The following is a 23,766-nucleotide window of genomic DNA, read 5'->3' as shown; positions in this document are numbered from 1 at the left end:
AGGCCGCCATGTATCCGATTGCCGAACATTGGCTGAACTACATCGACGGGCAGTGGTGCGACAGCGAGTCGCGCCTGACCGTCAACAACCCCGGCACCGGCGCGCCGCTGGCGAGCATCGCCCAGGCCTCCGTCGTCGATGCCGAGCGCGCCGTGCAGGCGGCCCGGCGTTGCGCCGACAGCGGCGCGCTGAGCAGCGTGCGCCCGGCGCAGCGGGTCACCTGGTTGCTGCGCATCGCCGAGGAGATTCGTGCGCTGACCGAGGAAGGTGCCTGGGTGCTGTGCCAGGAAAACGGCAAGAGCCTCAACGACGCCCGCGACGAGTTCATCGAGGCGGCGCGCTACTTCGAGTACTACGCCGGCATGGCCGACAAGATCGAGGGCACCTCGATCCCGCTGGGCAACGGTTACATGGACTTCACCGTCTATGACCCCATGGGCGTCTCGGCGCAGATCGTGCCCTGGAACTTCCCGGTGTCGATCTGCGCCCGTTCCCTGGCCCCGGCCCTGGCCGCCGGCAACGCGGTGGTGATCAAGTCGCCGGAACTGTCGCCGCTGGGCATGTGCGTGCTGATTCGCGCCATCGCCCAGGCCGGCTTGCCGCAGGGCGCGGTCAACCTGATCTGCGGCCGTGGCCGCGAGGTGGGCACGCACCTGGTGAACAGTGCCAAGATCGATCAGATCGTCTTCACCGGCTCGGTACCGACCGGCCAGACCATCCTCCGTGACGCGGCCGCGCATGCCATCCCCAGCGTCATGGAACTGGGCGGCAAGTCGGCGGCGATCGCCTTCGCCGACGCCGACCGCCAGCAGCTGCTGGCCAGCGTCAAGGGCGGCATCTTCTTCAATGCCGGCCAGGTCTGCTCGGCCATGTCGCGGCTGCTGGTGCAGCGCGAGATCTACGAAGAAATCGTCCAGTCCGTGGTCGAACTGGCCGAAGGCCTCAGCGTCGGCCTCGGCCAGGACAACCCGGACCTCACTCCGGTGGTCAGCGCCGGGCAACTGGCCAGCATCGAAACCCTGTGTCGGCGCGCAATCGATGAAGGTGCGGTGGCGGCCACCGGTGGTGAGGCCTTCAGCGACAGGGCCGGGCACTTTATGCGGCCGACCGTGTTCCGCGATGTCAGCCCCGAGATGTGCATCGCCCAGGAGGAGGTGTTCGGCCCGGTGCTGGCGATCATTCCCTTCGACAGCGAGGAACAGGCCCTGGCGATTGCCAACGGCACCGAGTTCGGCCTGGTGGCCGGGGTGTTCACCCAGGACATCAGCCGCGCCATGCGCTGCGCCCGCCGCCTCAAGGCCGGCCAGGTGTTCGTCAATGAGTGGTATGCCGGTGGCATAGAGACGCCGTTCGGCGGTGTCGGTTTGTCCGGTTTCGGCCGGGAAAAGGGCCAGGAAGCCTTGTACAGCTACGTGCGCACCAAGAACGTCGCCATTCGCGTAGCGGGGGAGTAAACGAAATGTTCAAGACCTGGCTCTGTGTGGTCTGCGGTTTGATCTACGACGAAGCGCTCGGCTGGCCGGATGACGGCATAGTCGCCGGCACCCGCTGGGACGATGTGCCGCAAGACTGGAAATGCCCCGAGTGCGGCGTTGGCAAGGACGATTTCGAGATGCTCGATATCAGCCCGGTAGTGGCCGTGGCTGCGGCCACCGCCAGTGCGCCGGTTGCCGCGGTTGTTGCTGCGCCGGTACCGCCGCAGCAGCCCGCCGCCGCCCAGCTGCGCGAGCCGATCGTGATCATCGGCAGCGGCTACGCCGGTTACGGCCTGGCCCAGGCCCTGCGCCGGGCCAATCCCGAGGTCGAGATCCGCGTGCTGACCCAGGAGTCCGGTCATCTGTATTCCAAACCGGCACTGTCCATCGGTCTGGCTCAGGGCAAGAGTGCCGCGGCGCTGGCCGGTGAGTCGGCCCTGGCCATCGAGAAGCGCCTGAAGATCCGCGTCTATCCCTATTGCACGGTCGAGCGCATCGACGCCGTGGCGCGGCGCCTGCACACCAACATCGGCGAGATGGAGTACGGCCAGTTGGTGCTGGCCAGCGGCGCGGCGCCGATCCGTCTGCCGATCGAGGGCGACACGGCGGCGCTGCTCAGCGTCAACAACCTGCACGATTATCAGAGCTTCCGTGAGCGCCTGGTCGGCGTGCAGCGGGTGGCGATTCTCGGCGACGGCCTGATCGGCTGCGAGTTCGCCAACGACCTGGCGGCAAGCGGCTTCGAGGTCAGCGTCATCGGCCTCGGTCAGTGGCCGATGGAACGCCTGCTGCCGCGCGAGGCCGGTCAGCAGTTGCAGGCCGTCCTGGGCGAGTTGGGGGTGAGCTGGCATTTGCAGAACACGGTGCAGCGCATCGACTCGGCCGAGCGGGGCTATCGCCTGACGCTCGCCGATGGTCAGCGTCTGGAGGCCGATCTGGTGCTGTCTGCCGTCGGCCTGCGGCCCAACCTGAGCCTGGCCGAAACGGCCGGGGTCGCGGTGGGGCGGGGTATTCAGGTGGACGCTCAGCTGCAGTGCTCGCAGCCGGGGATCTTCGCCCTGGGCGACTGCATCGAGATCGCCGGCCAGCTGCTGCCGTACCTGGCACCGATCAATCAGGGCATTCAGGCGCTGAGCAAGACCCTGCTCGGCCAGCCGACGACGGTCAGCTACCCGCTGATGCCGGTGACGGTGAAGACCCCGGCCGCGCCGCTGTGTCTGTTGCCGCCGGCCGTCGGCGTGGCCGGCGAATGGCGCTGCAGCGCCACCGACGATGGCCTCAGCGCCGGTTTCTACGATGCCGAGGGGGCGCTGCATGGCTTCGTCCTGCTCGGTCGCCAAGCCCAAGTGCAGCGCAATGCCTGGCTGCAATCCTGTCAGAACGCACAACGGGCAGTAGCCTGAGGGCGCAACCATGAGCAAGACCATCAATCTGCCCCACGACGACGCCAGTTGCGGCTGGTACGCCGCGCTGCCCGCCGCCAAGCCCGCCACCCGCCTGCAGGGCGAGCAGCGCGCCGACTTCGCGGTGATCGGTGCCGGTTTCGCCGGCCTGGCCGCCGCCCGCCGCCTGGCCGAGCATCACCCGCAGGCACGCATCCTCTTGGTCGATGCCCAGCGTGTCGGCTACGGAGCCTCGGGGCGCAACTCCGGCTTCGTCATCGACCTGCCGCACAAGTTCGCCCTGGAGCACCCGGACCCGGCGCACAAGCAGCGCCTGCTCGGCCTCAATCGCGCCGCCATCGCCCAGTTGCAGGGCCTGATCCAGCGCCACGCCATCGACTGCCAGTGGTCTCATGCCGGCAAGTACCAGGGTGCCGTGGGCCCGCGCGGCCTGGCCTATCTGGATCATTTCGAGCACCTGCTCAAGGGCCTCGGTGAGCCCTACCAGTGGGTCGAGCGCGAGGCGCTGGCCAAGGTAGTCGGCAGCCGCCACTACAGCCGGGCGATCTACACCCCGGGCTGCTACCTGATGCAGCCTGCGGCCCTGGTCAGCGGCCTGGGTGCTTCGCTGCCGGGCAACGTCGAACTGCTCGAGGAATCGCCGATCCAGCGCCTGGAGCGCGACGGCCAGGGCGGCTGGATTCTGCACGGCAATAACGGCCGCATCCGCACCCCGCAGCTGTTGCTCGGCACCAGCATCTTCACCCAGGAGTTCGGCTACCTGCGCAACCGCCTGTTGCCGGTGATGACCTTCGCCAGCTGGACTCGGCCGCTGAACGATGCCGAGCTGGAGGCCTATGGCGGTCAACTCGACTGGGGCCTGACCCCGGCCGACCACGCCGGTACCACGGTGCGCATGACCCAGGATCGCCGCCTGATGATCCGCAACACCTACAAGCACGTGCCCAAGTACGGCCAGAGCACCAGCGATGCCATGCGCGCCAGTGTGCGCGAGGACCACCGCAAGGCTTTCCTGGCGCGCTTCCCGCAACTGGCCAACGTGCCGTTCAGCCACACCTGGGGCGGCGTCTATGCCATCTCGCGCAACTTCACCAATTTCTTCGGCGAGCTGGCGCAGGGCGTGTATGCCTCGGCCTGCGACAACGGCGTCGGCGCGGCCTGGGGCACCATCTCCGGCACCCTGCTGGCCGATCTGGCGGTCGGCGCGGATTCGGCGCAGTTGCGTGACATCCAGGCGGTCACCGGCATGCCGTCGTTGAACCCGCCGGAACCCTTGCTCGGCCTCGGCGTGCGTTCGCGCATTCGCCTGGCGGCCTGGAACAGCCGGAGCGAGCTATGAGCCAGGTCGTTTCCGGCAAAGGTCCGGTGCTGTTGGTCGATCACCATGACCTGGATTTCATCCCGCGTGGCGGGCCACCCGGTGCCGCCTTCGTGGCCCGGGCCATCAGCAACGAGGTATCGCCGAACATCGGCATCGGTTTCGCCCGTTGGGAGGGTGCCGAGGTCAACTGGACCCTGCTGTACGACGAGGTGATCTTCGTCATCGAAGGCTGCTTCGAGCTGCAGGCCAACGGCCAGCTGTACTTGGTCAGGCCGGGCCAGCTGCTGTGGATACCCGAGGGTACCGAGCTGGTCTACGGCGGCCATGCGCTGTTCGGCTATGTGGTTCATCCGGGCGACTGGAAGCAGCGTCACGGCCTGGCCTGAGCCTGCGTCCTGATCGTTTTGCCGCCGCATTCCCTTGCAGGGAGCGGCGGTTTTCTTCGTTCTGGCCAAGGAGCCACACATGCTCGGACTGACCAAGGCCTTCGGTGCCCTGTACCTGGCCAGCCTGCTGATGCAGCTGGGTTCTACCCTGCTGATGACCTACCTGGCGCTGCGCCTGAGTGCCGACGGGGTGGTCGCGTTCTGGGGCGGCGCGCTGATGGCCGCCAACGCCCTGGGCATGATCGCCGGTGGCCGGGTAGGGCGCGTGCTGATCCAGCGGGTCGGGCATATCCGCACCTACGTGGCCTGCGCCGGGGTGACCTCTGCTGCCGTACTGGCCCATGAATTCAGCAGTGCCTTACCGTTCTGGTTATTGCTGCGCGCCTTGGTCGGCCTGGCCATGATGTGCCAGCTGATGGTGCTGGAGAGCTGGCTTAACGACCGCGCCCAGAGCGATCAGCGCGGCAAGGTGCTGGGCATCTATATGGTGGCGGTATATGTCGGCATGGTCCTTGGCCAGCTGGCCTTGAGCCTCAACGGTGACCTGGGTATTCGCGCGCTGCTCGGTGTGGCCATGGCCTTCGCTCTGTGTCTGGTGCCGGTGGCCCTGACCCGCAGCATGCACCCGGCCGTACTGCAGCCGGTACCCGTGGATATCAAGCTGTTTATCCGGCGGGTGCCACAGTCGCTGGTGACCATTCTGATGTCGGGGGTGATCACCGGTGGTTTTTATGGCCTGGCATCTATCTATGCCAGTCGCCAGGGCCTGGACACCAGCCAGGTCGGCCAGTTTATGGCACTGGCGATAGGTGCCGGGCTTGTCGCGCAACTGCCCCTGGGCTGGCTGTCCGATCGCCTGCCGCGCGCCAGCCTGATTCGCGGCGTGGCCGTGCTCCTGGTGTTCGCCTGCCTGCCCCTGGCTTTTTACCCGGCTCCTTCGTTTGCTGTCTTGCTGCTGTTCGGTGCGGCTATCGGCTTTCTGCAGTTCTGCCTGTACCCGCTGGGCGTGGCCCTGGCCAACGACAATATCGAAGCCGAGCTGCGGGTGTCCCTGGCCGGTTTGCTGCTGGTGGCTTACGGCGTCGGTGCCTGTATCGGCCCGCTAGTGGCGGGCGCGTTGATGGAGCAGTTTGGTGCACCCAGCCTGTATTACTTCTTTGCTGCCAGCGCCGCGCTGCTGGCTCTGACGGTTGGCCAGGGCCGGGTCAGCGGCGCGCACCTGCAGGCCGATGCGCCGCTGCATCACCAGGCCACGCCAGTTGGCCTGGCCTGCGCGACCCTGGCCGCTGCGGTGGAACCCGCCGAACCGCTTGCCGACGCGACGAACCCCGGCGAGCCGCTCGCGGTGTGCGAGCCGCGGGCCGGTTGAGCGCGTTCCGTTGCTTTGTGCCTGAACTCACCTATGTGGAAGCCCAGTCATGTTCGACAACAAGAATAAGTACCCGAGCGGCGAGTCCGTCGCCCTGCCCCTGCGCAACCCGGTCAGCGTCGAGACCCATGTGGCCGCCCGCGGCTATCGCCTGCAGCGGGTGCGCCAGCAACTGCTGGCCGCCGACTGCGCGGCGATCCTGCTCTATGACCCGGTGAACATCCGCTACGCCACCGATACCTCGAACATGCAGGTGTGGACCCTGCACAACTTCGCCCGCTACACCCTGGTGTTTGCCGAGGGGCCGGTGGTGTTGTTCGAGTTCCACAACTGCGAGCACTTGCACGAAGGCAACGAGCTGCTCGACGAGATCCGCCCGGCGATCAACTGGAGCTATTTCGGTGCCGGCTCGCGTATCTCCGAGAAGGCCAAACTGTGGGCCGCACAAATCGTCGAACTGCTGCGTCAGCATGCCGGCGCAGGTGCCCGGCTGGCGGTGGACAGGGCCGACTTCGAGGGACTCGATCTGCTGCGCGAGGGTGGTCTGTGCCTGGTCGAGGGCCATAGCCTGATGGAGGAGGCGCGCAAGATCAAATCCGCCGAGGAGCTGGAGCTGATGCGCTGGACCATCGCCGTGTGCGAGCGCGGCATCCAGCGCATGCACGACGAGCTGCGCCCCGGCATGACCGAGAACCAGCTGTGGGCCTGGCTGCACTTCGAGAACATCCGCCACGGCGGCGAGTGGATCGAGACCCGCCTGCTGGCTTCCGGGCCGCGCACCAATCCGTGGATGCAGGAGTCCAGCGACCGGGTCATGCGCGAAGGCGAGATCCTCTGTTTCGACACCGACCTGATCGGCCCCTACGGCTACTGCGCCGACATCTCCCGGGCCTGGACGGTCGGCCACGTGCCGCCCACCGCCGAGCAGCGCAAGCTCTACCGCCTGGCCCATGAGCAGGTGCAGCACAACATGAGCCTGTTGCGTCCGGGCCTCAGCCACCGCGAGTTCGTCGAGCGCTCCTGGGACATCCCGGCCGCTTATCACCACAACCGCTATTGCTGCGTGGTGCACGGCGTCGGCCTGGCCGACGAATACCCGGCCCTGGCGCACAAGGGCGCGGACTGGACCGGCAGCGGCTACGACGGCCAGTTCGAGGAGAACATGGTGCTCTGCGTGGAGAGCTACATCGGCGAGCGTGGCGGCAAGGAGGGCATCAAGCTCGAACAACAGGTGTTGATCACCGGCGATGGCTGCCAGGCGCTGTCGCAATACCCCTGGCAGCAGGACTGGTTGTAAGGCACCGCCACAGGTTTTGTGCCGTGGAGGCGTTCTGTGCAGCACGCCGCTTTGTACTCATTGAAGATCGGCCTTCTGGCAGGTCGCAAGGCCCCGTTACATGGCGGGGGTTGCTGCGGGGTGTGCGTGCGTCTGGAACGGTCGCCGGGCGATGAATTCGGCCTGTTTTATGGATGATAAAAAATCATTAATTGCGCAGGTTAAATGATTTGTCGCGAGCCTGGTCACTGCCTGACCATCGAGTCGTCGCTGCAGGTCCAGCTCGTGCTCCTGGCCCGCTTGGACTGCAGCGAAATGCGCCACGGAAATACCGATATTACAAAAACAATAGCGAGGAACCTTGCATGAGAGACATAGCTGTTGACGCTTCACCGCCGCGAAATTTCAATGTTCGCATCATGGGACTGAATTTCCACCGGACCATATTCCCGGCCTCCTTTCTGATCGTCCTGACCCTGGTGTTGACCGCGCTGAATGACCCAGTCGCCTTCGGTCAGGCCCTGGAAGGTGCCAAGGGCTGGATCCTGAAGAATTGCGACTGGTTCATCATGATCATGGGCAATCTGGCGGTGTTGTTCTGCGCCGGCCTGGCACTGTCGCCGTTCGGCAAGATCCGTCTGGGCGGCAAGGACGCCAAGCCGGAGTTCAGTACGTTGTCCTGGTTTTCCATGATGTTCGCCTCCGGCATGGGCGTCGGCCTGCTCTACTGGGGCGTGGCCGAGCCCGTGGCGCAGTACACCGCCTGGTGGAAGACTCCGCTCAATGTGGCCGCTAATACCCCGGAGGCGCTGCATGCCGCCATGGGTTCGACCATTTTCCATTGGGGCTTCCACCCCTGGGCGATCTACCTGACCAGCGCGCTGGTGGTGGGGTTCTTCACCTTCAACAAGGGGCTGCCGTTTTCCCTCAGTTCGGGCCTCAAACCGCTGATCGGCAAGGCGCACAAGGGCCTGCCTGGGCAACTGGTGGATATCTTCACCGTGGTGCTGACGGTGTTCGGCCTGGCCACCTCTCTGGGCCTGGGTGCCATGCAGGCGACCGCCGGGATCAGCCATGTGCTGGGTGTGCCCAACTCCTTCGCGTTTCAGTTGTTGTTTATCCTGGCCGTCACCGGCATGGCCGCCTTCTCCCTCTGGCGCGGCCTGAATGCCGGGGTAAAATTGTTAAGCAATATCAATATGTTGCTGGCGCTGGCGCTGTTCCTGGTGGTGGTGGTTGGCGTTGGCGTGTTGAACTTCTTCTCTGGCGTGCTGAGCACCACGATCGACTATGTCGAGTGGTTTGTGCCGTTGAGTAGCTGGATCGATCGCCCGGATCAGGACTGGTTCCAGGGCTGGACGGTGTTCTACTGGGCCTGGTGGTGCACCTGGGGACCCTTGGTTGGGGTGTTCGTCGCGCGGGTTTCTCGTGGTCGCACCCTGCGGCAGATGGTGGGCGTGGTGATGGTGGTACCGACTATTGCGACTATCTTCTGGTTCAGCGCCTTTGGCGGCGGCGCTATTGCCCAGGTGGTTAACGGCACTGGTAGCCTCGCGGCCGGTTTGGCAGACGTCAATATGGCGATCTTCCAGTTTCTCGACGTGCTGCCGATGGGGGCTATTAGCTCGCTGCTGGTAGTGCTGTTATTGGTCATCTTTATGGTCACTTCGGTGGATTCCGGCGCTCTGGTGGTCGACAACCTGTCGGCCGGAGGCGACCCGAACACCTCGCCAGGCCAGCGCGTGCTGTGGCTGGTGATGATCGCCGTGGTGACCATCATGCTCTTCGTGGTCGGCGGTGATACCGCGCTGAAAGGGATTCAGGCTGGTGCCGTGGCCATGGGGCTGCCGTTTATGGCGCTGATGCTGTTGTTGATGGTTGGCCTGCTAAAACAGTTGATCCGTGACGCCCGCGACAGAGACCAAGGCGCTTAAGGGGGCATCCGGTTATAGGCCTACGGCCTGGCGGGGGCGCGCTCGAGTATTGTTTAAGGGGAAAGGCATGAGCTGTGCGGGTTATACCCTGGAGCGCTTTATCGCTGACATGCGCCGGATAGTGGCCAGTGCCGTGGATGAGGCCGACCTGCTGTGCCAGCTGGAGCCTCTGGCTCAGCAGGTCGCCGCCGAGCGTAGCTGGCGGCGCGCGGAGATGTTTCACGCGGACCCGGAACTGGGCTTTGGTACCAGCCTGCTACATGTCGAGGCCGATCAATCGCTGTTCGTGGTGGTCGACAGTTGGCTGCCCGGGCGCGGGGTGCAGCCTCACGATCACGACACTTGGGCAGTGGTGGTCGGGGTGGAGGGCTGCGAACGCAATCTGTTCTGGCGGCGCCTGGACGATGGATGCCAGCCAGGCCATGCTCGGCTGGCCTGCATCGGCGAGCGTAGCATTGGCGCTGGCGAGGCGCTGGTACTGCCGCGCGGTAGTATCCACAGTGTGATCAACCCTGGAGAGCGCACCAGCCTGTCGTTGCATATCTACGGTCGTCACCTCAACTACACCGCACGGCGTCGCTTCGACCCCGAGCGCAATCTCGAATTGCCGTTTCTGATTGAGACGCGTTGATCCAGCCACGCGCGTCCAGCGTCTGTGTGTAGCGTGCCTGGCAGCCAGGGCGACCCTGCGCTCTGGCTGCGGATGTTGGCGCTCAGTCTTTTCCCGGCGGCTGCACTGGGCTAAGGTGCCCACCACCTTGGATTCCGCGACAGATCAGGCCCGTATGAGCTCAACCCCGAACAATCCGCTGCACGGCGTTACCCTCGAAGCCATCCTTAATAGTCTGGTCGAGCGCTTCGGCTGGGACGGCCTGGCCCAGCGTATCGACATCCGCTGCTTCAAGAGCGACCCGAGCATCAAGTCCAGTCTGACCTTTCTGCGCAAGACGCCCTGGGCCAGGCAGAAGGTCGAGGCCCTGTATATCCGGACGCTGAAGGGCTGAGTAGCACCTCGGGAAAACTGGCGCCCTTGTTGCACTACCTCTGCAAACGCCGCGAAGCGTCAAAAAACCGCGGCCAGTGGAGGAAGTCATGAGCCAGGGTGTTGAATTCAATCGCTTGATGCTGGAAATGCGTTCCATGCAGGCGGAAGCCATGGCGCGGCAGAAGCCTGTTGCCAGCACCCCGGAGCCCGGCGCGCCGAGTTTCTCCGAGATGCTCGGCCAGGCGGTCGGCAAGGTCAACGAGACTCAGCAGGCCTCCACTAAACTGGCGGAGGCCTTCGAGGTAGGCAAAAGCGGCGTCGATCTGACCGACGTGATGATCGCCTCGCAGAAGGCCAGCGTCTCCTTCCAGGCCATGACCCAGGTGCGCAACAAGCTGGTCCAGGCCTATCAAGACATCATGCAGATGCCGGTTTAAGGGTAGGGTTTGAATCATGGCTGAAGCCGTCGCTGCAAACGTACCTGCCACCACCGCTGGCGGTGAGCCGAAGAAGCCGCTGTTCGGCCTGACCTTTTTGGAAAACCTTTCCGATATGTCGATGCTGCGACAGATCGGCCTGCTGGTCGGCCTGGCCGCCAGCGTGGCGATTGGTTTTGCCGTGGTGCTCTGGTCGCAGCAGCCCGATTACCGCCCACTGTATGGCAGCCTCGACGGCATGGATGCGTCCCAGGTCATGGAGACCCTGAGCGCCGCCGACATCAAATACACCGTGGAACCCAACTCCGGGGCGCTGCTGGTCAAGTCCGAAGACCTGGCCAGGGCGCGTATGCGCCTGGCTGCGGCCGGGGTCAGCCCTGCGGACAATAGCGTCGGCTTCGAGATTCTCGACCGCGAGCAGGGCCTGGGTACCAGCCAGTTTATGGAGGCCACCCGCTACCGTCGCGGCCTGGAAGGTGAGCTGGCGCGCACCGTGTCGAGCCTGAACAACGTCAAGGCTGCGCGGGTGCACCTGGCCATTCCCAAGAGTTCGGTGTTCGTGCGCGACGAGCGCAAGCCCAGCGCTTCGGTGCTGGTTGAACTCTACCCGGGCCGCGGCCTGGAACCGAGCCAGGTGATGGCCATCGTCAACCTGGTGGCCAGCAGCGTGCCGGAAATGGACAAGGCCCAGGTCACGGTGGTCGATCAGAAGGGTACCTTGCTCTCGGACATCCAGGAGATGTCCGAACTGACCATGGCCGGCAAGCAGTTCGACTACAGCCGACGCATGGAAAGCCTGTTCACCCAGCGCGTACACAATATCCTGCAGCCGGTGCTCGGTGCCGGCCGCTACAAGGCGGAAGTCTCCGCGGACGTGGACTTCAGCGCGGTGGAATCCACCTCGGAAATGTTCAACCCCGACCAGCCGGCGCTGCGCAGCGAGCAGCAGGTCAATGAACAGCGCACCAGCAGCCTGCCGCCGCAAGGCGTACCGGGAGCCCTGTCCAACCAGCCACCGGCTGCCGCCAATGCGCCGGAACAAGCCACTGGCGGGGCCGCCGTGGCAGGGCCGGTGGCTGCAGGCCAGCCGCTGCTGGATGTCAATGGCGAGCAGATCATCGACCCGGCCACGGGCCTGGCCATGCTTGCGCCTTATCCGGCGGACAAGCGCGAGCAGTCCACGCGCAATTTCGAGCTGGACCGTTCCATCAGCTACACCAAGCAGCAGCAGGGACGCTTGCGTCGGCTGTCGGTGGCGGTGGTGGTGGATGACCAGTTCAAGGTCGACCCGGCCAGCGGCGACACCGTGCGTACGCCCTGGAGCAGCGACGAACTGGCGCGCTTTACCCGACTGGTGCAGGACTCGGTGGGCTTCGATGCCAGCCGTGGCGACAGCGTCAGCGTGATCAATACGCCATTTTCTGCCGTGCCGGGCGAGGAACTGGTCGCACTGCCCTGGTACCAGAGCGAGCTGTTTCTGCTGGCCATGGCCGGTCTGAAACAGCTGCTGCCGGCACTGCTGATCTTTATTCTGGTCTGGTTCGTGCTGCGTCCGGTGATGAAGAACATCACCGGCAACGGCGGCCGTGAAGGCGGCCTGCGCGGCGGTCGCGATGGCGATGTCGAACTGGGCGAAATGGGCGGTCTGGACAGCGATCTGTCCGAGGATCGGGTCAGCCTCGGCGGCCCGCAAAGCATCCTCCTGCCCAGCCCGAGTCAGGGGTATGATGCACAATTGAACGCCATCAAGAGCCTGGTCGCAGAAGACCCGGGCCGTGTGGCCCAGGTTGTAAAAGAGTGGATCAACGCCGATGAGTGACAATCGCACCGCCACCAAGCTGAACAAGGTCGACAAGGCGGCGATCCTGCTGCTCTCGCTCGGGGAAACCGATGCGGCCCAGGTGTTACGTCACCTCGGGCCCAAGGAAGTCCAGCGGGTCGGGGTGGCGATGGCCGGCATGCGCAATATCCAGCGCGAGCAGGTCGAACAGGTCATGGGCGAGTTCGTCGAGATTGTCGGCGACCAGACCAGCCTGGGCGTGGGGGCCGATGGCTATATCCGCAAGATGCTGACCCAGGCCCTGGGCGAGGACAAGGCTGGCAACCTGATCGACCGCATCCTGCTCGGCGGCAGCACCAGCGGCCTGGACAGCCTGAAGTGGATGGAGCCGCGCGCGGTGGCCGATGTGATCCGCTACGAGCACCCGCAGATCCAGGCGATCGTGGTGGCCTACCTGGACCCCGATCAGGCCGGCGAAGTGCTCGGTCATTTCGATCACAAGGTGCGCCTGGACATCGTCCTGCGCGTGTCCTCGCTCAATACCGTGCAGCCGGCGGCGCTCAAGGAGCTCAACCAGATCCTCGAGAAGCAGTTCTCCGGCAGCTCCAACACCACCCGCGCCGCCCTGGGCGGGGTCAAGCGGGCCGCCGATATCATGAACTTCCTCGACAGCGCGGTCGAAGGCCAGCTGATGGACTCGATCCGCGAAGTCGACGAAGACCTGTCCAGCCAGATCGAGGACCTGATGTTCGTTTTCGACAACCTGGCCGATGTCGATGACCGCGGCATCCAGGCGTTGCTGCGCGAAGTCTCCTCCGATGTGCTGGTGCTGGCGCTCAAGGGGGCCGACGAGGCGATCAAGGACAAGGTGTTCAAGAACATGTCCAAGCGCGCCGCCGAACTGCTGCGCGACGACCTCGAGGCCAAGGGGCCGGTGCGGGTCAGCGATGTGGAAACCGCCCAGAAGGAAATCCTTACCATTGCCCGCCGCATGGCCGAAGCCGGAGAAATCGTCCTCGGTGGCAAGGGCGGCGAAGAGATGGTGTAAATGGCCGCCAAAGAAGCCCCCAGCGAGCTGATTCGCGCCAAGGACGTCAACGCCTTCGATCTTTGGGCGCTGCCCAGTTTCGACCCCCTGGTCGAGCCCGCCGAGGTATCCGCCAGCACCGAGGCGGCCGCCGAACAGGCGCAAGCGACTGCAGAGGGGGCGGCGGAAGGGGAAGAGGTTGCCCTGGAAGATGTCAAACCATTGACGCTGGATGAGCTGGAGGCGATCCGCCAGGATGCCTACAACGAAGGCTTCACGACCGGCGAGAAGGACGGCTTTCATGCCGGCCAGCTGAAAGCCAAGCAAGAGGCCGAGATCGCCCTGGCGGCGAAAATGGCTGGTCTCGAGCAACTGATGACGCAGCTGTTCGAGCCCATTGCCGAGCAGGATCAACAGCTGGAAGCGGCCATGGTCAACCTGCTGAGCCATATGGCCCGCGAGGTGATCCAGCGCGAACTCAAGAGCGACTCCAGCCAGATCACCCAGGTGCTGCGCGAAGCCCTCAAGCTGTTGCCCATGGGCGGAGCGAGTGTGCGCATTCATCTCAACCCCCAGGACTTCGAGATGATCAAGGCCCTGCGCGAGCGCCACGAAGAGACCTGGCGCATTCTCGAAGATGACGCCTTGCTGCCCGGCGGCTGCAAGGTCGAGAGCGAGCTCAGCCGTATCGATGCCACGGTGGAAACCCGCCTGGATCTGGCCCTCAAGCAGTTGTTCGAACATCAACGTGAGCAGCTGGGCCACCCCCTGGAGGCCGATCTGCATACCGACCTGAGCAAGGCCGGGGCGCACGACGATGCTCCTTAAGCGGGTGAGCTTCGCCAAGCGTCTGGCAGCCTACAGCGATGCCGTGAAATTACCCAGCCAGCCGCTGGTCGAGGGCCGTCTGTTGCGCATGGTCGGCCTGACCCTGGAGGCCGAAGGCCTGCGCGTGGCCCTGGGCAGCCGCTGTCTGGTGATCAACGATGACAGTTACCACCCGGTGCAGGTCGAGGCCGAGGTGATGGGCTTTTCCAATGGCAAGATCTTCCTGATGCCGGTCGGCAGCCTGGTCGGCATTGCTCCTGGCGCGCGGGTGGTGCCGCTGCCGGATACCGGGCGTCTGCCCATGGGCGTGTCGATGCTCGGGCGGGTACTCGACGGCACCGGCCGCGCCCTGGATGGCAAGGGCCGGATGAGGGCCGACGACTGGGTGCCGATGGACGGCCCGGCGATCAACCCGCTCAATCGCAACCCCATCAGCGTGCCGCTGGATGTGGGCATACGTTCGATCAACGGCTTGTTGACCGTGGGCCGCGGCCAGCGCCTGGGCCTGTTCGCCGGTACCGGGGTGGGCAAGTCGGTGCTGCTCGGGATGATGACGCGCTTTACCGAGGCCGATGTCATCGTGGTCGGGCTGATCGGCGAACGCGGTCGTGAGGTCAAGGAATTTATCGACGAGATTCTCGGCCATGAGGGCCTGACGCGCTCGGTAGTGGTGGCCTCGCCGGCCGATGACGCGCCACTGATGCGCTTGCGTGCCGCAATGTATTGCACGCGTATTGCCGAGTACTTCCGCGATAAGGGCAAGAACGTACTGCTGCTGATGGATTCGCTGACCCGCTTCGCCCAGGCCCAGCGCGAGATCGCCCTGGCCATCGGCGAGCCGCCAGCGACCAAGGGCTATCCGCCCTCGGTATTCGCCAAGCTGCCCAAGCTGGTCGAGCGTGCCGGTAACGCGGAGAAGGGCGGCGGCTCGATTACCGCCTTCTACACCGTGCTCAGCGAAGGCGACGACCAGCAGGACCCGATCGCCGATGCCGCCCGTGGTGTGCTCGACGGGCATATCGTGCTGTCCCGGCGGCTCGCCGAGGAGGGCCATTATCCGGCCATCGATATCGAGGCCTCGATCAGTCGGGTGATGCCGCAGGTGGTGTCCGCCGAGCATATGCGCCTGTCGCAGCGCTTCAAGCAGCTCTGGTCGCGCTACCAGCAAAGCCGCGACCTGATCAGCGTCGGGGCCTACGTGGCGGGCGGCGACGCCGATACCGACTTGGCCATTGCCCGGCAACCGGCGATGGTCAAGTACCTGCGGCAGAACCTGGGGGAAAACGAAAGCCTGGCCAACAGCAGTGCGCAACTGGCAGCCACCTTCAACCCCGCCGGCGCGCCTTAAGCCATGTCACAGAGTCGAGCCGCGCGTCTGGCACCGGTCATTGTCATGGCGGAACGGGCCGAGCGCGAGGCGGCGCTGCAGCTTGGCCACTGTCAGGGCCTGCTGCGTCAGGCGGAAGTGCAGCTGGGCGAACTGGAGCGCTACCGTGGCGATTACCAGCAGCAGTGGATCAGCGAAGGCCAGCGCGGGGTGTCCGGACAGTGGCTGATGAACTACCAGCGCTTTCTCTCGCAGCTTGAAACCGCCATCGGCCAGCAACGCCAGAGCGTCGATTGGCACCGCGGCAATATGGACAAGGCGCGGGAGCTCTGGCAGCAGCGCTATGCCCGCCTGGAAGGCCTGCGCAAGCTGGTCAAACGCTACCTGGACGAAGCCCGTCTGGCCGAGGACAAGCGCGAGCAAAAGCTGCTCGACGAGCTGTCACAGCGTTTATCCGGACGCGATTCGCTTTCCTGATGCCCCGTCTCGCCATTTCGGCTGCAGCCCGCGGCGCACGGCCTTGCCAGCACGCCCGGCGGCACCGCCGCGGCCATGGTTGGGGCGGCGGGCGCAAGTCGACCCCGGCGGCAGTTGCTCCATGGCCTTTAGGGTGCTACATCTTGAACATGCACAGCACGTGGCCAGCGGCATCCTCGGTACCCTGGCTTTTTCGTTTATAGGAGCAATTCATGACTATCACCTCGCTGTCCTCATCCGACGGGCAAGAGTTGACCATTCTGATTCAGGGACGTTTTGATTTCGGGGCCCATCAGGAGTTTCGCAACGCCTACGAGCGCGTCAGCAGCACGCCGAAGACCTATGTCGTGGATCTGCAGGGCACCACCTATCTGGACAGTTCGGCGCTGGGCATGCTCTTGCTGTTGCGTGACCATGCCGGTGGTGACAGCGCACAGATCCGTCTGCTCAATTGCAACCCGGACGTGCGTAAGATTCTGGCGATCTCGAATTTCGAGCAACTGTTCCAGATCGCCTGAGGTCACCGCCATGCCAGAGCGTCTGTCCATTCTGATCGCCGAGGACAACGCTGCCGATCGCATGCTGCTGTCGACCATCGTCAGCCGTCAGGGCCATCGGGTGCTGACCGCCAGCAATGGCCTGGAGGCGGTCGCGCTATTCGAGCAGGAGCGCCCGCAGCTGGTGCTGATGGACGCCCTGATGCCGCTGATGGATGGCTTCGAGGCGGCGCGACGAATCAAGCAGGCGGCCGGCGAAGAGCTGGTGCCGATCATCTTTCTCACCTCCCTGACCGAAGGCGAAGCGCTGGTGCGTTGCCTGGAGGCCGGCGGCGATGATTTTCTCGCCAAACCCTACAACCGGGTGATTCTCGAAGCCAAGATCAACGCCATGGAACGCCTGCGCCGCCTGCAGGACACCGTGCTGAAACAGCGCGATCTGATCGCCAAGCACAATGAGCACCTGCTCACCGAGCAGCGGGTGGCCAAGGCGGTGTTCGACAAGGTGACCCATTCCGGTTGCCTGGATGCGCCGAATATCCGCTACCTGCAGTCGCCCTATGCGGTGTTCAACGGCGACCTGCTGCTGGCCGCCTTCAAACCGTCCGGCGGCATGCATATATTGCTCGGCGACTTCACTGGCCACGGCCTGCCCGCGGCGATCGGGGCCATGCCGCTGGCCGAGGTGTTCTATGGCATGACCGCCAAGGGCTACTCGATGGCCGAAGTGCTGCGCGAGATCAATGCCAAGCTCAAACGCATCCTGCCGGTCGGGGTGTTCTGCTGTGCGACCCTGCTCAATATCAGCTTCCAGCGCCAGATCGTCGAGGTGTGGAGCGGTGGCCTGCCCGATGGCTACCTGCTGCGCAGCAGCGGCGAGCGTCTGCCGCTGGTGTCACGGCACCTACCGCTGGGGGTGCTGGAGCCGACCAGCTTCAATGACAAATACGAGGTCTACCCCCTGGCCCTGGGGGATCGGGTATTCCTGCTCTCCGATGGCGTGCTGGAAGCGCGCAATCCGCAAGGCGAACTCTTTGGTGAGGCGCGTCTGCTCGAGGTGTTTACCCGCAACCGCCTGCCGGCAGAGTTATTCAACGAAATTCAGCGGGCGCTGACGCTGTTCAGTGGCGAACAGCAGGACGATGTCAGCCTGCTGGAGGTCAGCCTGGTCGAGGATGGCGCGCTGGCGCGTTCCCCCCTAGCGTTCGCGGACAGTGGTCAGAGCCATCCGCTGGACTGGTCGGCGAGCTTCGAGTTTCGCGGGGAAACCCTGCGCCACTTCAATCCGCTGCCGTTTCTGCTGCAACTGCTGCTCGAGGTGCAGGGCCTGCGCCCCCAGGGTGGGGCCCTGTACACGGTGCTCGCCGAACTCTATTCGAATGCTCTGGAGCACGGTGTGCTGGGGCTGGACTCGGCGCTGAAGTCCAATGCCGAGGGCTTTGCCGAGTATTATCGGCAGCGCAGCCAGCGCTTGGCGTGTTTGAGCGATGGTTATGTGCGTTTTCACCTGCATCTGCTGCCTGAGGCGGGCGGTGGTCGCCTGGTGGTGAGGGTTGAAGACAGTGGGCCGGGCTACGACCCTTCGCTCGCCCTGGCGCAGCAGGTGCCTGTGTCAGGCCTCAGCGGGCGTGGCCTGACCCTGGTGCGGCAGTTGAGCGAGCGCTGCAGCTGGGATGCCGGCGGGCAGGGTGTCAGCGTGGAGTTTTCATGGTTGCCTGGGGCATAATCCGGCGCAGCATGTCCAGGGAGGTTGAGGTTGTCCGATATCCATCTAGATAGCAACGTATTGGCGGCCTTGCAGGACGTCATGGAAGATGAGTATCCGGTCCTGCTGGATACCTTTCTGCTCGACTCCGAGGAGCGCCTGCTCGGGCTGCGCCAGGCACAGCAGGCTGCCGATGCCCAGGGCCTGCGCCTGGCTGCGCACAGCTTCAAGGGCAGTTGCAGCAATATGGGCGCGCTGATGCTGGCGGGCCTGTGTCGGCAGCTGGAAGAGGCCGGCCGTCGCGAGCAGCTGGAACTGGCCCCCGAACTGGTGGAGCAGATCGAGCGAGAGTTCGCCATCGTGCGGATTCTGATGAAGTCCGAGCGTCAGCGCTACCGGCATCTTTAATCGGGCTTGCGCGCCGCCGCGAAGTTGGCCCAGCCCTTGCAAGACTCTCCCCACGACTAACCCCGAGCGGAGAGTATCCATGTCCGTTGCCCCCGATCTGCTGCTTAAATCGGCACCCGAGACAAAACCCCGGGCGGCCGCGGCCAAAGCGCCGGCGAAAGCTGCCGAGCCCTCCAGGAATGGGGCTTCCAGCTTTTCCCAGGTGTACGCCAAGGAACGCCAGGCCAAGGCCGCGGAGCGCAGCGATGCACCGGCCAGGCCGGCTCGCGAGAGCCAGCCCAGGGCGCAGGAAGAGGAAAACCCCCAGGCCGCCACGGCCATTGGCCAACCGGAGCTTGCCGATAGCGGCAAGGCTTTGCCGAGTGAGCCGGCAAGCGAAGAGGCGGTGCTGGACCCTCTGCTGTTACTGGGTATGGGCGCTGAGCCGGTTGACGCGCAAGAGACGGCAGAGTTGCCGGCGGAAACCGAGCCGGAGCCGCTGCTGATCTCGACCGGCAGCCTGACCAGTTCCGGGCCTGCGAGCATGACCGAGGCCAGCTTCGACCCGCAGATCGATGCCTTGAATCAGTTGCCGGCCGTGCGTATGGCCCTGGAAATGGGGGCCAAGGAGAACGCCAAGGTCGACCATGCCACGCTGCACGCGCAGATGAATCCGGCCGCCCAGAACGCGGCCCAGAATCCGGGGCAGAGCATGCTCGCCAGCGGTCTGCTCGAAGAGATGCAACCGGTAGACGAGGCGTTGCCGGAATCGTTCGAGCTGCAACTGGAGTCCTTGGGTAGTAAAGGACTCGAGGCGCTCAAGGAAAGCTCGGCACAGACGCCGCCGGAAAACTTCGTCAGCAAACTCAATGCCCTGAGCCAGGCGATTGGCCAGCAGCAGTCCATATCGGCCCGGGCCCCGGTGATACCCGGGCAGCCGGTGCCGATGCAACAGGGCGGCTGGAGCGAGGCGGTGGTCGACCGGGTGATGCTGATGTCCAGCCAGAACCTCAGGTCGGCGGAGATCCAACTGGACCCGGCCGAGCTGGGGCGTCTGGAAGTGCGTATCAGCGTCAATCAGGAGCAGACCCAGGTCACCTTCGCCAGCCCTAACGCCGGCGTGCGCGAGGCGCTGGATGCGCAGATGCACCGCCTGCGGGAAATGTTCGCCCAGCAGGGTATGAACCTGCTGGATGTGAATGTCTCCGATCAGTCGTTGAACCGTGGCTGGCAGGGCCAGGAGGGCGAGGGCAACGGCCGCGGCGGGGCGGGTCGGGATGGCTTCGCGGCGGACGAGGAGCTGCTTCATAATCCTGTGGATACACGTGGCGGCACGCCAATCGCCGCCCGCGGTCTGGTCGATTACTACGCCTAGGCAGTGGGTGCGCCTGAGGTCCGATAGGCAACCGGGCTGGTTGCCGCTGTAGTTGCCGAGCGCACTGATCTAAACTCTGTTTCGCCCGACTCCCGTAACAGGGCGTCGGGCGATTCTGTTTGGGGCGATCTATGGCTGCGGCATGGGCCCGGTGACATGGTCCGCGCTGCGCGGCCGACGGCTGGAAACGGCTGTTCGACAGGCTGGCATAACACTTGCTCTTAACCCTTTGAAACGGATAGAACTCCGAATAGTGACGGATTATTGGCATGGCTAAGAAAGAAGCACCGCAGGCACCGGCAAGCGCCGAGGCCAAACCGGCCGGCAAAATGAAACTGATCATCCTGATTGCCGTGGTCGTGCTCCTGGCCGTGGGCCTGTCGGTGGGGGCCACCTGGTTCTTTCTGAGCAAGGGCGACAGCGCCGCCGAGCAACAGGCCCAAGCCTCTGCCGAACCCGCCGTGCCGCTCAAGCAGCCGGCGATCTATGAAGAGCTGAGCCCGGCCTTTGTGGTCAATTTCACTCAGAAGGGGCGGGCCCGTTACATGCAGGTCAGCGTGGCCCTGATGGCCCGCGACCAGCTGGCGCTGGACGCTCTCAAGGTGCATATGCCGGTGCTGCGCAACCGCCTGGTGATGCTGTTCTCCAGCCAGGATTTCGACACCCTGATCACCCCGGTCGGTAAGGAACTCCTGCGCCAGCAGGCCACCGCCAGCGTGCAGGAACTGGCCGAGAAGGAAACCGGCAAGCCGACCGTCGAACAAGTGCTGTTCACCAATATCGTATTGCAGTAATCGGGAGCCGAAGATGGCCGTGCAAGACCTGCTTTCCCAGGATGAAATCGATGCGCTGCTGCACGGCGTCGACGACGGCTTGGTCGAAACCGAGGACGAGGCTGAGCCCGGTAGCGTCAAACAATATGACCTGACCAGCCAGGATCGCATCGTTCGCGGGCGCATGCCGACCCTGGAGATGATCAACGAGCGCTTCGCCCGCTATACCCGTATCAGCATGTTCAACCTGCTGCGCCGTTCGGCCGATGTGGCCGTGGGCGGCGTGCAGGTGATGAAGTTCGGCGAGTACGTGCACTCGCTGTATGTGCCGACCAGCCTGAACCTGGTGAAGATGAAGCCGCTGCGCGGCACCGGGCTGTTTATTCTGGATGCCAAGCTGGTGTTCAAGCTGGTGGACAACTTCTTCGGCGGCGACGGCCGGCACGCCAAGATCGAGGGCCGCGAGTTCACCCCGACCGAGTTGCGGGTGGTGCGCATGGTGCTGGACCAGGCCTTTGTCGACCTGCGCGAGGCCTGGCATGCGGTGATGGATATCAACTTCGAGTACGTCAACTCGGAGGTAAACCCGGCACTGGCCAATATCGTCAGCCCCAGCGAGGTGATAGTCGTTTCGACCTTCCACATCGAACTGGACGGTGGTGGCGGCGACCTGCATATCACCATGCCCTATTCGATGATCGAGCCGATTCGCGAGATGCTCGATGCGGGTTTTCAGTCCGATGTCGACGACCAGGACGAGCGCTGGATCAAGGCCCTGCGCGAAGACATTCTGGGCGTCAGCGTGCCCCTGGGCGCGACAGTCGCCCGGCGTCAGCTGAAGCTGCGCGACATCCTGCATATGCAGCCGGGCGATGTGATTCCGGTCGAGCTGCCCGAACACGTGGTGCTCTGCGCCAATGGCGTGCCTTCTTTCAAGGTCAAGCTGGGTGCCCACAAAGGCAACCTGGCGTTGCAGGTGCTCGGTCCCATAGATCGCCAGCGTTAACCCCTAGCCCCCTTTACTGCCAGCCGAGGATCCACGATGGCCGACGAGAATCAGAACGAAGCCACCAGCCCCGAAGAACAGGCGCTTGCCGACGAGTGGGCGGCGGCATTGTCCGAGGCCGGCGATGCCGGGCAGGACGATATCGATGCCATGCTGGCGGCGAGCAACACGGCTCCGGCCGTGCCGCGTGCGGCCATGGAGGAATTCGACAACGCGCCGAAGATGAACCTGGCGGTGAATCTGGATGGACCGAACCTGGATGTGATTCTGGATATTCCGGTGTCGATTTCCATGGAGGTCGGCAATACCGATATCACCATCCGCAATCTGCTGCAGCTCAACCAGGGCTCGGTCATCGAACTCGACCGCCTGGCCGGCGAGCCGCTGGATGTGCTGGTCAACGGCACTCTGATCGCCCACGGCGAAGTGGTGGTGGTCAACGAGAAGTTCGGCATTCGCCTGACCGACGTGATCAGCCCGAGCGAACGCATCAAGAAGCTGCGCTGATCATGCCTAGAGTCTCGTTGCTGGGTCTGGCCCTGCCGTTCTGGGCCGTCGCCGCCGAATCGGCCGAGAAGGCCGCGACCCCGCTTGCCGATTCGACCAGCGGCGGCCAGTTGGCGCAGTTGCTGTTCGGGCTGTTGCTGGTGATCGGGGTGATCTTCCTGCTGGCCTGGCTGGTGCGGCGCGTGCAGCAGATCGTGCCGCGTGGCGGCCAGGTGATCAAGATAGTCGCGACCCAGGCCCTGGGGCCGCGTGACCGGCTGGTGCTGGTGCAGGTGGGTGGCGAACAGATTCTGCTGGGGTTGACCCCGGGCACCATCAGGGCGCTGCACGTGATGGCTGAACCGGTGCATTTCCCCGATGCCGAACCGGCCTCGGCCGAGTTCGCCCAGCGTCTGATGGAGCTGTTGGGCAAGGACCAGAAGGACAAGTCTTGATGCTGCGTTTGCTGCTGGTACTGGTTTTTAGCCTGGGTGCTGCGCTTGCGTTCGCCGAAGATGCGCCGACTGCCAGCACCTTGATTCAATCGGGCAACAACCCGCTGTCGGTTCCGGCCATTACCCTGAGTACCGACACCGACGGCCAGCAGGAATACTCGGTCAGCCTGCAGATCCTGCTGATCATGACGGCGCTGAGCTTTATCCCGGCGTTCGTCATGCTGATGACCAGCTTTACCCGGATCATCATCGTCTTCTCGATTCTGCGTCAGGCCCTGGGGTTGCAGCAGACGCCTTCCAACCAGATCCTGGTCGGTATGGCGCTGTTTCTGACCCTGTTTATCATGGCTCCGGTGTTCGAGCAGATTAACCAGGAAGCCCTGCAGCCCTACCTGAATGAGCAGATGCCGGCTCAGGAGGCCATCAGTCGGGCCGAGGTGCCGATCAAGAATTTTATGCTGTCGCAGACCCGCGAGAGCGATCTCGAGCTGTTCGTGCGCCTGTCCAAGCGTACCGATATCGCCAGCCCGGAAGCGGCTCCGTTGACCATTCTGGTGCCGGCCTTTGTCACCTCGGAGCTGAAAACCGCCTTCCAGATCGGCTTTATGATCTTTATCCCGTTTCTGATCATCGACATGGTGGTGGCGAGCATCCTGATGGCCATGGGCATGATGATGCTCTCGCCGCTGATCATTTCCCTGCCGTTCAAGATCATGCTGTTCGTCCTGATTGACGGCTGGGCGCTGATCATGGGCACCCTGGCTGCCAGCTTTGGAGGGCTCTAGGCATGACGCCTGAAGTGGCGGTGGATCTGGTGCGTGGAGCCCTGTGGCTGACCGCGAGCATCGTGGCGATCATCGTGGTTCCCAGTTTGATCGTTGGCTTGCTGGTGGCCATGTTCCAGGCCGCGACCCAGATCAACGAGCAGACCTTGAGCTTTCTGCCGCGTCTGCTGGTGATTCTGGTGGTGCTGATCATGGCCGGGCCCTGGCTGGTGCGCGAGCTGATGGAGTACACCGAGACCCTGATCATGAATATTCCGATGCTGATCGGCTGA

At 64.3% G+C, this 23,766-nt stretch carries 25 protein-coding genes and 1 pseudogene; all 26 read left to right on the top strand.

Translation table 11 applies throughout. From position 1 onward, the window contains the following. Nucleotides 1-8 precede the first annotated feature (8 nt). On the top strand, nt 9-1,454 hold the full coding sequence (locus AACY13_RS17930; RefSeq protein WP_339462925.1) for an aldehyde dehydrogenase family protein: 1,446 nt from the start codon (nt 9-11) through the stop codon (nt 1,452-1,454). Nucleotides 1,455-1,459: 5 nt separating this feature from the next. Then, nucleotides 1,460-1,624, top strand: a pseudogene (locus AACY13_RS17925) (rubredoxin); the annotation flags it as partial. Next, complete coding sequence (locus tag AACY13_RS17920; protein WP_339462989.1) at nt 1,613-2,878, top strand: FAD-dependent oxidoreductase; 1,266 nt, start codon at nt 1,613-1,615, stop codon at nt 2,876-2,878. The pseudogene AACY13_RS17925 and the gene AACY13_RS17920, both read left to right, overlap by 12 nt. 10 nt (nt 2,879-2,888) lie before the next feature. Beyond that, on the top strand, nt 2,889-4,217 hold the full coding sequence (locus AACY13_RS17915; RefSeq protein WP_339462924.1) for an NAD(P)/FAD-dependent oxidoreductase: 1,329 nt from the start codon (nt 2,889-2,891) through the stop codon (nt 4,215-4,217). Further along, a complete protein-coding gene (locus AACY13_RS17910) occupies nt 4,214-4,585 on the top strand; it encodes an ethanolamine utilization protein EutQ (protein ID WP_339462923.1) in 372 nt (123 codons plus the stop codon). Before AACY13_RS17915 ends, AACY13_RS17910 begins: the two co-directional genes overlap by 4 nt. A 79-nt stretch (nt 4,586-4,664) precedes the next feature. Further along, entirely contained in the window at nt 4,665-5,954 is a 1,290-nt protein-coding gene (locus AACY13_RS17905) for an MFS transporter (protein ID WP_339462922.1), read from the top strand. Nucleotides 5,955-6,003: 49 nt separating this feature from the next. Beyond that, nucleotides 6,004-7,251 carry a M24 family metallopeptidase gene (locus tag AACY13_RS17900; RefSeq protein WP_339462921.1) on the top strand — a complete coding sequence of 416 codons (1,248 nt, stop codon included), beginning with the start codon at nt 6,004-6,006 and terminating at the stop codon, nt 7,249-7,251. Between the two features lie 398 nt (nt 7,252-7,649). After that, a complete protein-coding gene (locus AACY13_RS17895) occupies nt 7,650-9,164 on the top strand; it encodes a BCCT family transporter (protein ID WP_339462920.1) in 1,515 nt (504 codons plus the stop codon). A 67-nt stretch (nt 9,165-9,231) separates the two neighbouring features. Next, on the top strand, nt 9,232-9,795 hold the full coding sequence (locus AACY13_RS17890; protein WP_339462919.1) for a cysteine dioxygenase family protein: 564 nt from the start codon (nt 9,232-9,234) through the stop codon (nt 9,793-9,795). Between the two features lie 154 nt (nt 9,796-9,949). After that, nucleotides 9,950-10,168 carry a VF530 family protein gene (locus tag AACY13_RS17885; protein ID WP_339462918.1) on the top strand — a complete coding sequence of 73 codons (219 nt, stop codon included), beginning with the start codon at nt 9,950-9,952 and terminating at the stop codon, nt 10,166-10,168. Nucleotides 10,169-10,256: 88 nt separating this feature from the next. Further along, nucleotides 10,257-10,586 (top strand): flagellar hook-basal body complex protein FliE, encoded by a 330-nt coding sequence (gene fliE / locus AACY13_RS17880; protein WP_339462917.1) that lies wholly within the window; start codon nt 10,257-10,259, stop codon nt 10,584-10,586. 16 nt (nt 10,587-10,602) lie between these two features. Beyond that, complete coding sequence (gene fliF / locus AACY13_RS17875) at nt 10,603-12,405, top strand: flagellar basal-body MS-ring/collar protein FliF (protein WP_339462916.1); 1,803 nt, start codon at nt 10,603-10,605, stop codon at nt 12,403-12,405. Continuing rightward, nucleotides 12,398-13,414 (top strand): flagellar motor switch protein FliG, encoded by a 1,017-nt coding sequence (fliG, locus tag AACY13_RS17870; RefSeq protein ID WP_339462915.1) that lies wholly within the window; start codon nt 12,398-12,400, stop codon nt 13,412-13,414. Before fliF ends, fliG begins: the two co-directional genes overlap by 8 nt. Beyond that, nucleotides 13,415-14,221 carry a flagellar assembly protein FliH gene (fliH, locus tag AACY13_RS17865; protein WP_339462914.1) on the top strand — a complete coding sequence of 269 codons (807 nt, stop codon included), beginning with the start codon at nt 13,415-13,417 and terminating at the stop codon, nt 14,219-14,221. Continuing rightward, on the top strand, nt 14,211-15,569 hold the full coding sequence (fliI, locus tag AACY13_RS17860) for a flagellar protein export ATPase FliI (protein WP_339462913.1): 1,359 nt from the start codon (nt 14,211-14,213) through the stop codon (nt 15,567-15,569). The genes fliH and fliI overlap by 11 nt, the downstream gene beginning before the upstream one ends. Nucleotides 15,570-15,572: 3 nt before the next feature. Continuing rightward, nucleotides 15,573-16,025 carry a flagellar export protein FliJ gene (fliJ, locus tag AACY13_RS17855; RefSeq protein WP_339462912.1) on the top strand — a complete coding sequence of 151 codons (453 nt, stop codon included), beginning with the start codon at nt 15,573-15,575 and terminating at the stop codon, nt 16,023-16,025. 212 nt (nt 16,026-16,237) lie between these two features. Then, entirely contained in the window at nt 16,238-16,543 is a 306-nt protein-coding gene (locus AACY13_RS17850; RefSeq protein WP_339462911.1) for an STAS domain-containing protein, read from the top strand. 10 nt (nt 16,544-16,553) lie between these two features. Beyond that, nucleotides 16,554-18,248, top strand: a complete 1,695-nt coding sequence (locus AACY13_RS17845; RefSeq protein WP_339462910.1) for a SpoIIE family protein phosphatase — start codon at nt 16,554-16,556, stop codon at nt 18,246-18,248. 30 nt (nt 18,249-18,278) lie between these two features. Then, the gene (locus AACY13_RS17840; protein WP_339462909.1) at nt 18,279-18,635 is read left to right on the top strand and encodes an Hpt domain-containing protein; all 357 of its coding nucleotides are present in this window, start codon (nt 18,279-18,281) and stop codon (nt 18,633-18,635) included. 79 nt (nt 18,636-18,714) lie between these two features. Further along, entirely contained in the window at nt 18,715-19,989 is a 1,275-nt protein-coding gene (locus AACY13_RS17835; protein WP_339462908.1) for a flagellar hook-length control protein FliK, read from the top strand. Nucleotides 19,990-20,258: 269 nt separating this feature from the next. Continuing rightward, a complete protein-coding gene (fliL, locus tag AACY13_RS17830) occupies nt 20,259-20,783 on the top strand; it encodes a flagellar basal body-associated protein FliL (protein WP_339462907.1) in 525 nt (174 codons plus the stop codon). Nucleotides 20,784-20,796: 13 nt separating this feature from the next. Next, nucleotides 20,797-21,768 carry a flagellar motor switch protein FliM gene (gene fliM, locus AACY13_RS17825; protein WP_339462906.1) on the top strand — a complete coding sequence of 324 codons (972 nt, stop codon included), beginning with the start codon at nt 20,797-20,799 and terminating at the stop codon, nt 21,766-21,768. Between the two features lie 36 nt (nt 21,769-21,804). After that, nucleotides 21,805-22,275, top strand: a complete 471-nt coding sequence (gene fliN / locus AACY13_RS17820) for a flagellar motor switch protein FliN (RefSeq protein ID WP_339462905.1) — start codon at nt 21,805-21,807, stop codon at nt 22,273-22,275. A 2-nt stretch (nt 22,276-22,277) separates the two neighbouring features. Then, complete coding sequence (fliO, locus tag AACY13_RS17815) at nt 22,278-22,709, top strand: flagellar biosynthetic protein FliO (protein ID WP_339462904.1); 432 nt, start codon at nt 22,278-22,280, stop codon at nt 22,707-22,709. Continuing rightward, entirely contained in the window at nt 22,709-23,494 is a 786-nt protein-coding gene (gene fliP / locus AACY13_RS17810; RefSeq protein ID WP_339462903.1) for a flagellar type III secretion system pore protein FliP, read from the top strand. The genes fliO and fliP overlap by 1 nt, the downstream gene beginning before the upstream one ends. Nucleotides 23,495-23,496: 2 nt before the next feature. After that, nucleotides 23,497-23,766 (top strand): flagellar biosynthesis protein FliQ, encoded by a 270-nt coding sequence (gene fliQ, locus AACY13_RS17805; protein WP_339462902.1) that lies wholly within the window; start codon nt 23,497-23,499, stop codon nt 23,764-23,766.

It is taken from the genome of Pseudomonas sp. EA_105y_Pfl2_R69 (genome assembly GCF_963970915.1).
Taxonomy (GTDB): Bacteria; Pseudomonadota; Gammaproteobacteria; order Pseudomonadales; family Pseudomonadaceae; genus Aquipseudomonas.
The sequence above is the reverse complement of the archived record's forward strand: the minus strand, read 5'-3'. Positions and strand labels throughout refer to the sequence as shown.

Excerpts from the sequence above, each read along its gene's own strand:
- AACY13_RS17930 (WP_339462925.1), top strand. The coding sequence starts at position 9 with ATGTATCCGATTGCCGAACATTGGCTGAACTACATCGACGGGCAGTGG.
- AACY13_RS17920 (WP_339462989.1), top strand. The coding sequence starts at position 1,613 with ATGCTCGATATCAGCCCGGTAGTGGCCGTGGCTGCGGCCACCGCCAGT.
- AACY13_RS17915 (WP_339462924.1), top strand. The coding sequence starts at position 2,889 with ATGAGCAAGACCATCAATCTGCCCCACGACGACGCCAGTTGCGGCTGG.
- AACY13_RS17910 (WP_339462923.1), top strand. The coding sequence starts at position 4,214 with ATGAGCCAGGTCGTTTCCGGCAAAGGTCCGGTGCTGTTGGTCGATCAC.
- AACY13_RS17905 (WP_339462922.1), top strand. The coding sequence starts at position 4,665 with ATGCTCGGACTGACCAAGGCCTTCGGTGCCCTGTACCTGGCCAGCCTG.
- AACY13_RS17900 (WP_339462921.1), top strand. The coding sequence starts at position 6,004 with ATGTTCGACAACAAGAATAAGTACCCGAGCGGCGAGTCCGTCGCCCTG.
- AACY13_RS17895 (WP_339462920.1), top strand. The coding sequence starts at position 7,650 with ATGGGACTGAATTTCCACCGGACCATATTCCCGGCCTCCTTTCTGATC.
- AACY13_RS17890 (WP_339462919.1), top strand. The coding sequence starts at position 9,232 with ATGAGCTGTGCGGGTTATACCCTGGAGCGCTTTATCGCTGACATGCGC.
- AACY13_RS17885 (WP_339462918.1), top strand. The coding sequence starts at position 9,950 with ATGAGCTCAACCCCGAACAATCCGCTGCACGGCGTTACCCTCGAAGCC.
- fliE (WP_339462917.1), top strand. The coding sequence starts at position 10,257 with ATGAGCCAGGGTGTTGAATTCAATCGCTTGATGCTGGAAATGCGTTCC.
- fliF (WP_339462916.1), top strand. The coding sequence starts at position 10,603 with ATGGCTGAAGCCGTCGCTGCAAACGTACCTGCCACCACCGCTGGCGGT.
- fliG (WP_339462915.1), top strand. The coding sequence starts at position 12,398 with ATGAGTGACAATCGCACCGCCACCAAGCTGAACAAGGTCGACAAGGCG.
- fliH (WP_339462914.1), top strand. The coding sequence starts at position 13,415 with ATGGCCGCCAAAGAAGCCCCCAGCGAGCTGATTCGCGCCAAGGACGTC.
- fliI (WP_339462913.1), top strand. The coding sequence starts at position 14,211 with ATGCTCCTTAAGCGGGTGAGCTTCGCCAAGCGTCTGGCAGCCTACAGC.
- fliJ (WP_339462912.1), top strand. The coding sequence starts at position 15,573 with ATGTCACAGAGTCGAGCCGCGCGTCTGGCACCGGTCATTGTCATGGCG.
- AACY13_RS17850 (WP_339462911.1), top strand. The coding sequence starts at position 16,238 with ATGACTATCACCTCGCTGTCCTCATCCGACGGGCAAGAGTTGACCATT.
- AACY13_RS17845 (WP_339462910.1), top strand. The coding sequence starts at position 16,554 with ATGCCAGAGCGTCTGTCCATTCTGATCGCCGAGGACAACGCTGCCGAT.
- AACY13_RS17835 (WP_339462908.1), top strand. The coding sequence starts at position 18,715 with ATGTCCGTTGCCCCCGATCTGCTGCTTAAATCGGCACCCGAGACAAAA.
- fliL (WP_339462907.1), top strand. The coding sequence starts at position 20,259 with ATGGCTAAGAAAGAAGCACCGCAGGCACCGGCAAGCGCCGAGGCCAAA.
- fliM (WP_339462906.1), top strand. The coding sequence starts at position 20,797 with ATGGCCGTGCAAGACCTGCTTTCCCAGGATGAAATCGATGCGCTGCTG.
- fliN (WP_339462905.1), top strand. The coding sequence starts at position 21,805 with ATGGCCGACGAGAATCAGAACGAAGCCACCAGCCCCGAAGAACAGGCG.
- fliO (WP_339462904.1), top strand. The coding sequence starts at position 22,278 with ATGCCTAGAGTCTCGTTGCTGGGTCTGGCCCTGCCGTTCTGGGCCGTC.
- fliP (WP_339462903.1), top strand. The coding sequence starts at position 22,709 with ATGCTGCGTTTGCTGCTGGTACTGGTTTTTAGCCTGGGTGCTGCGCTT.
- fliQ (WP_339462902.1), top strand. The coding sequence starts at position 23,497 with ATGACGCCTGAAGTGGCGGTGGATCTGGTGCGTGGAGCCCTGTGGCTG.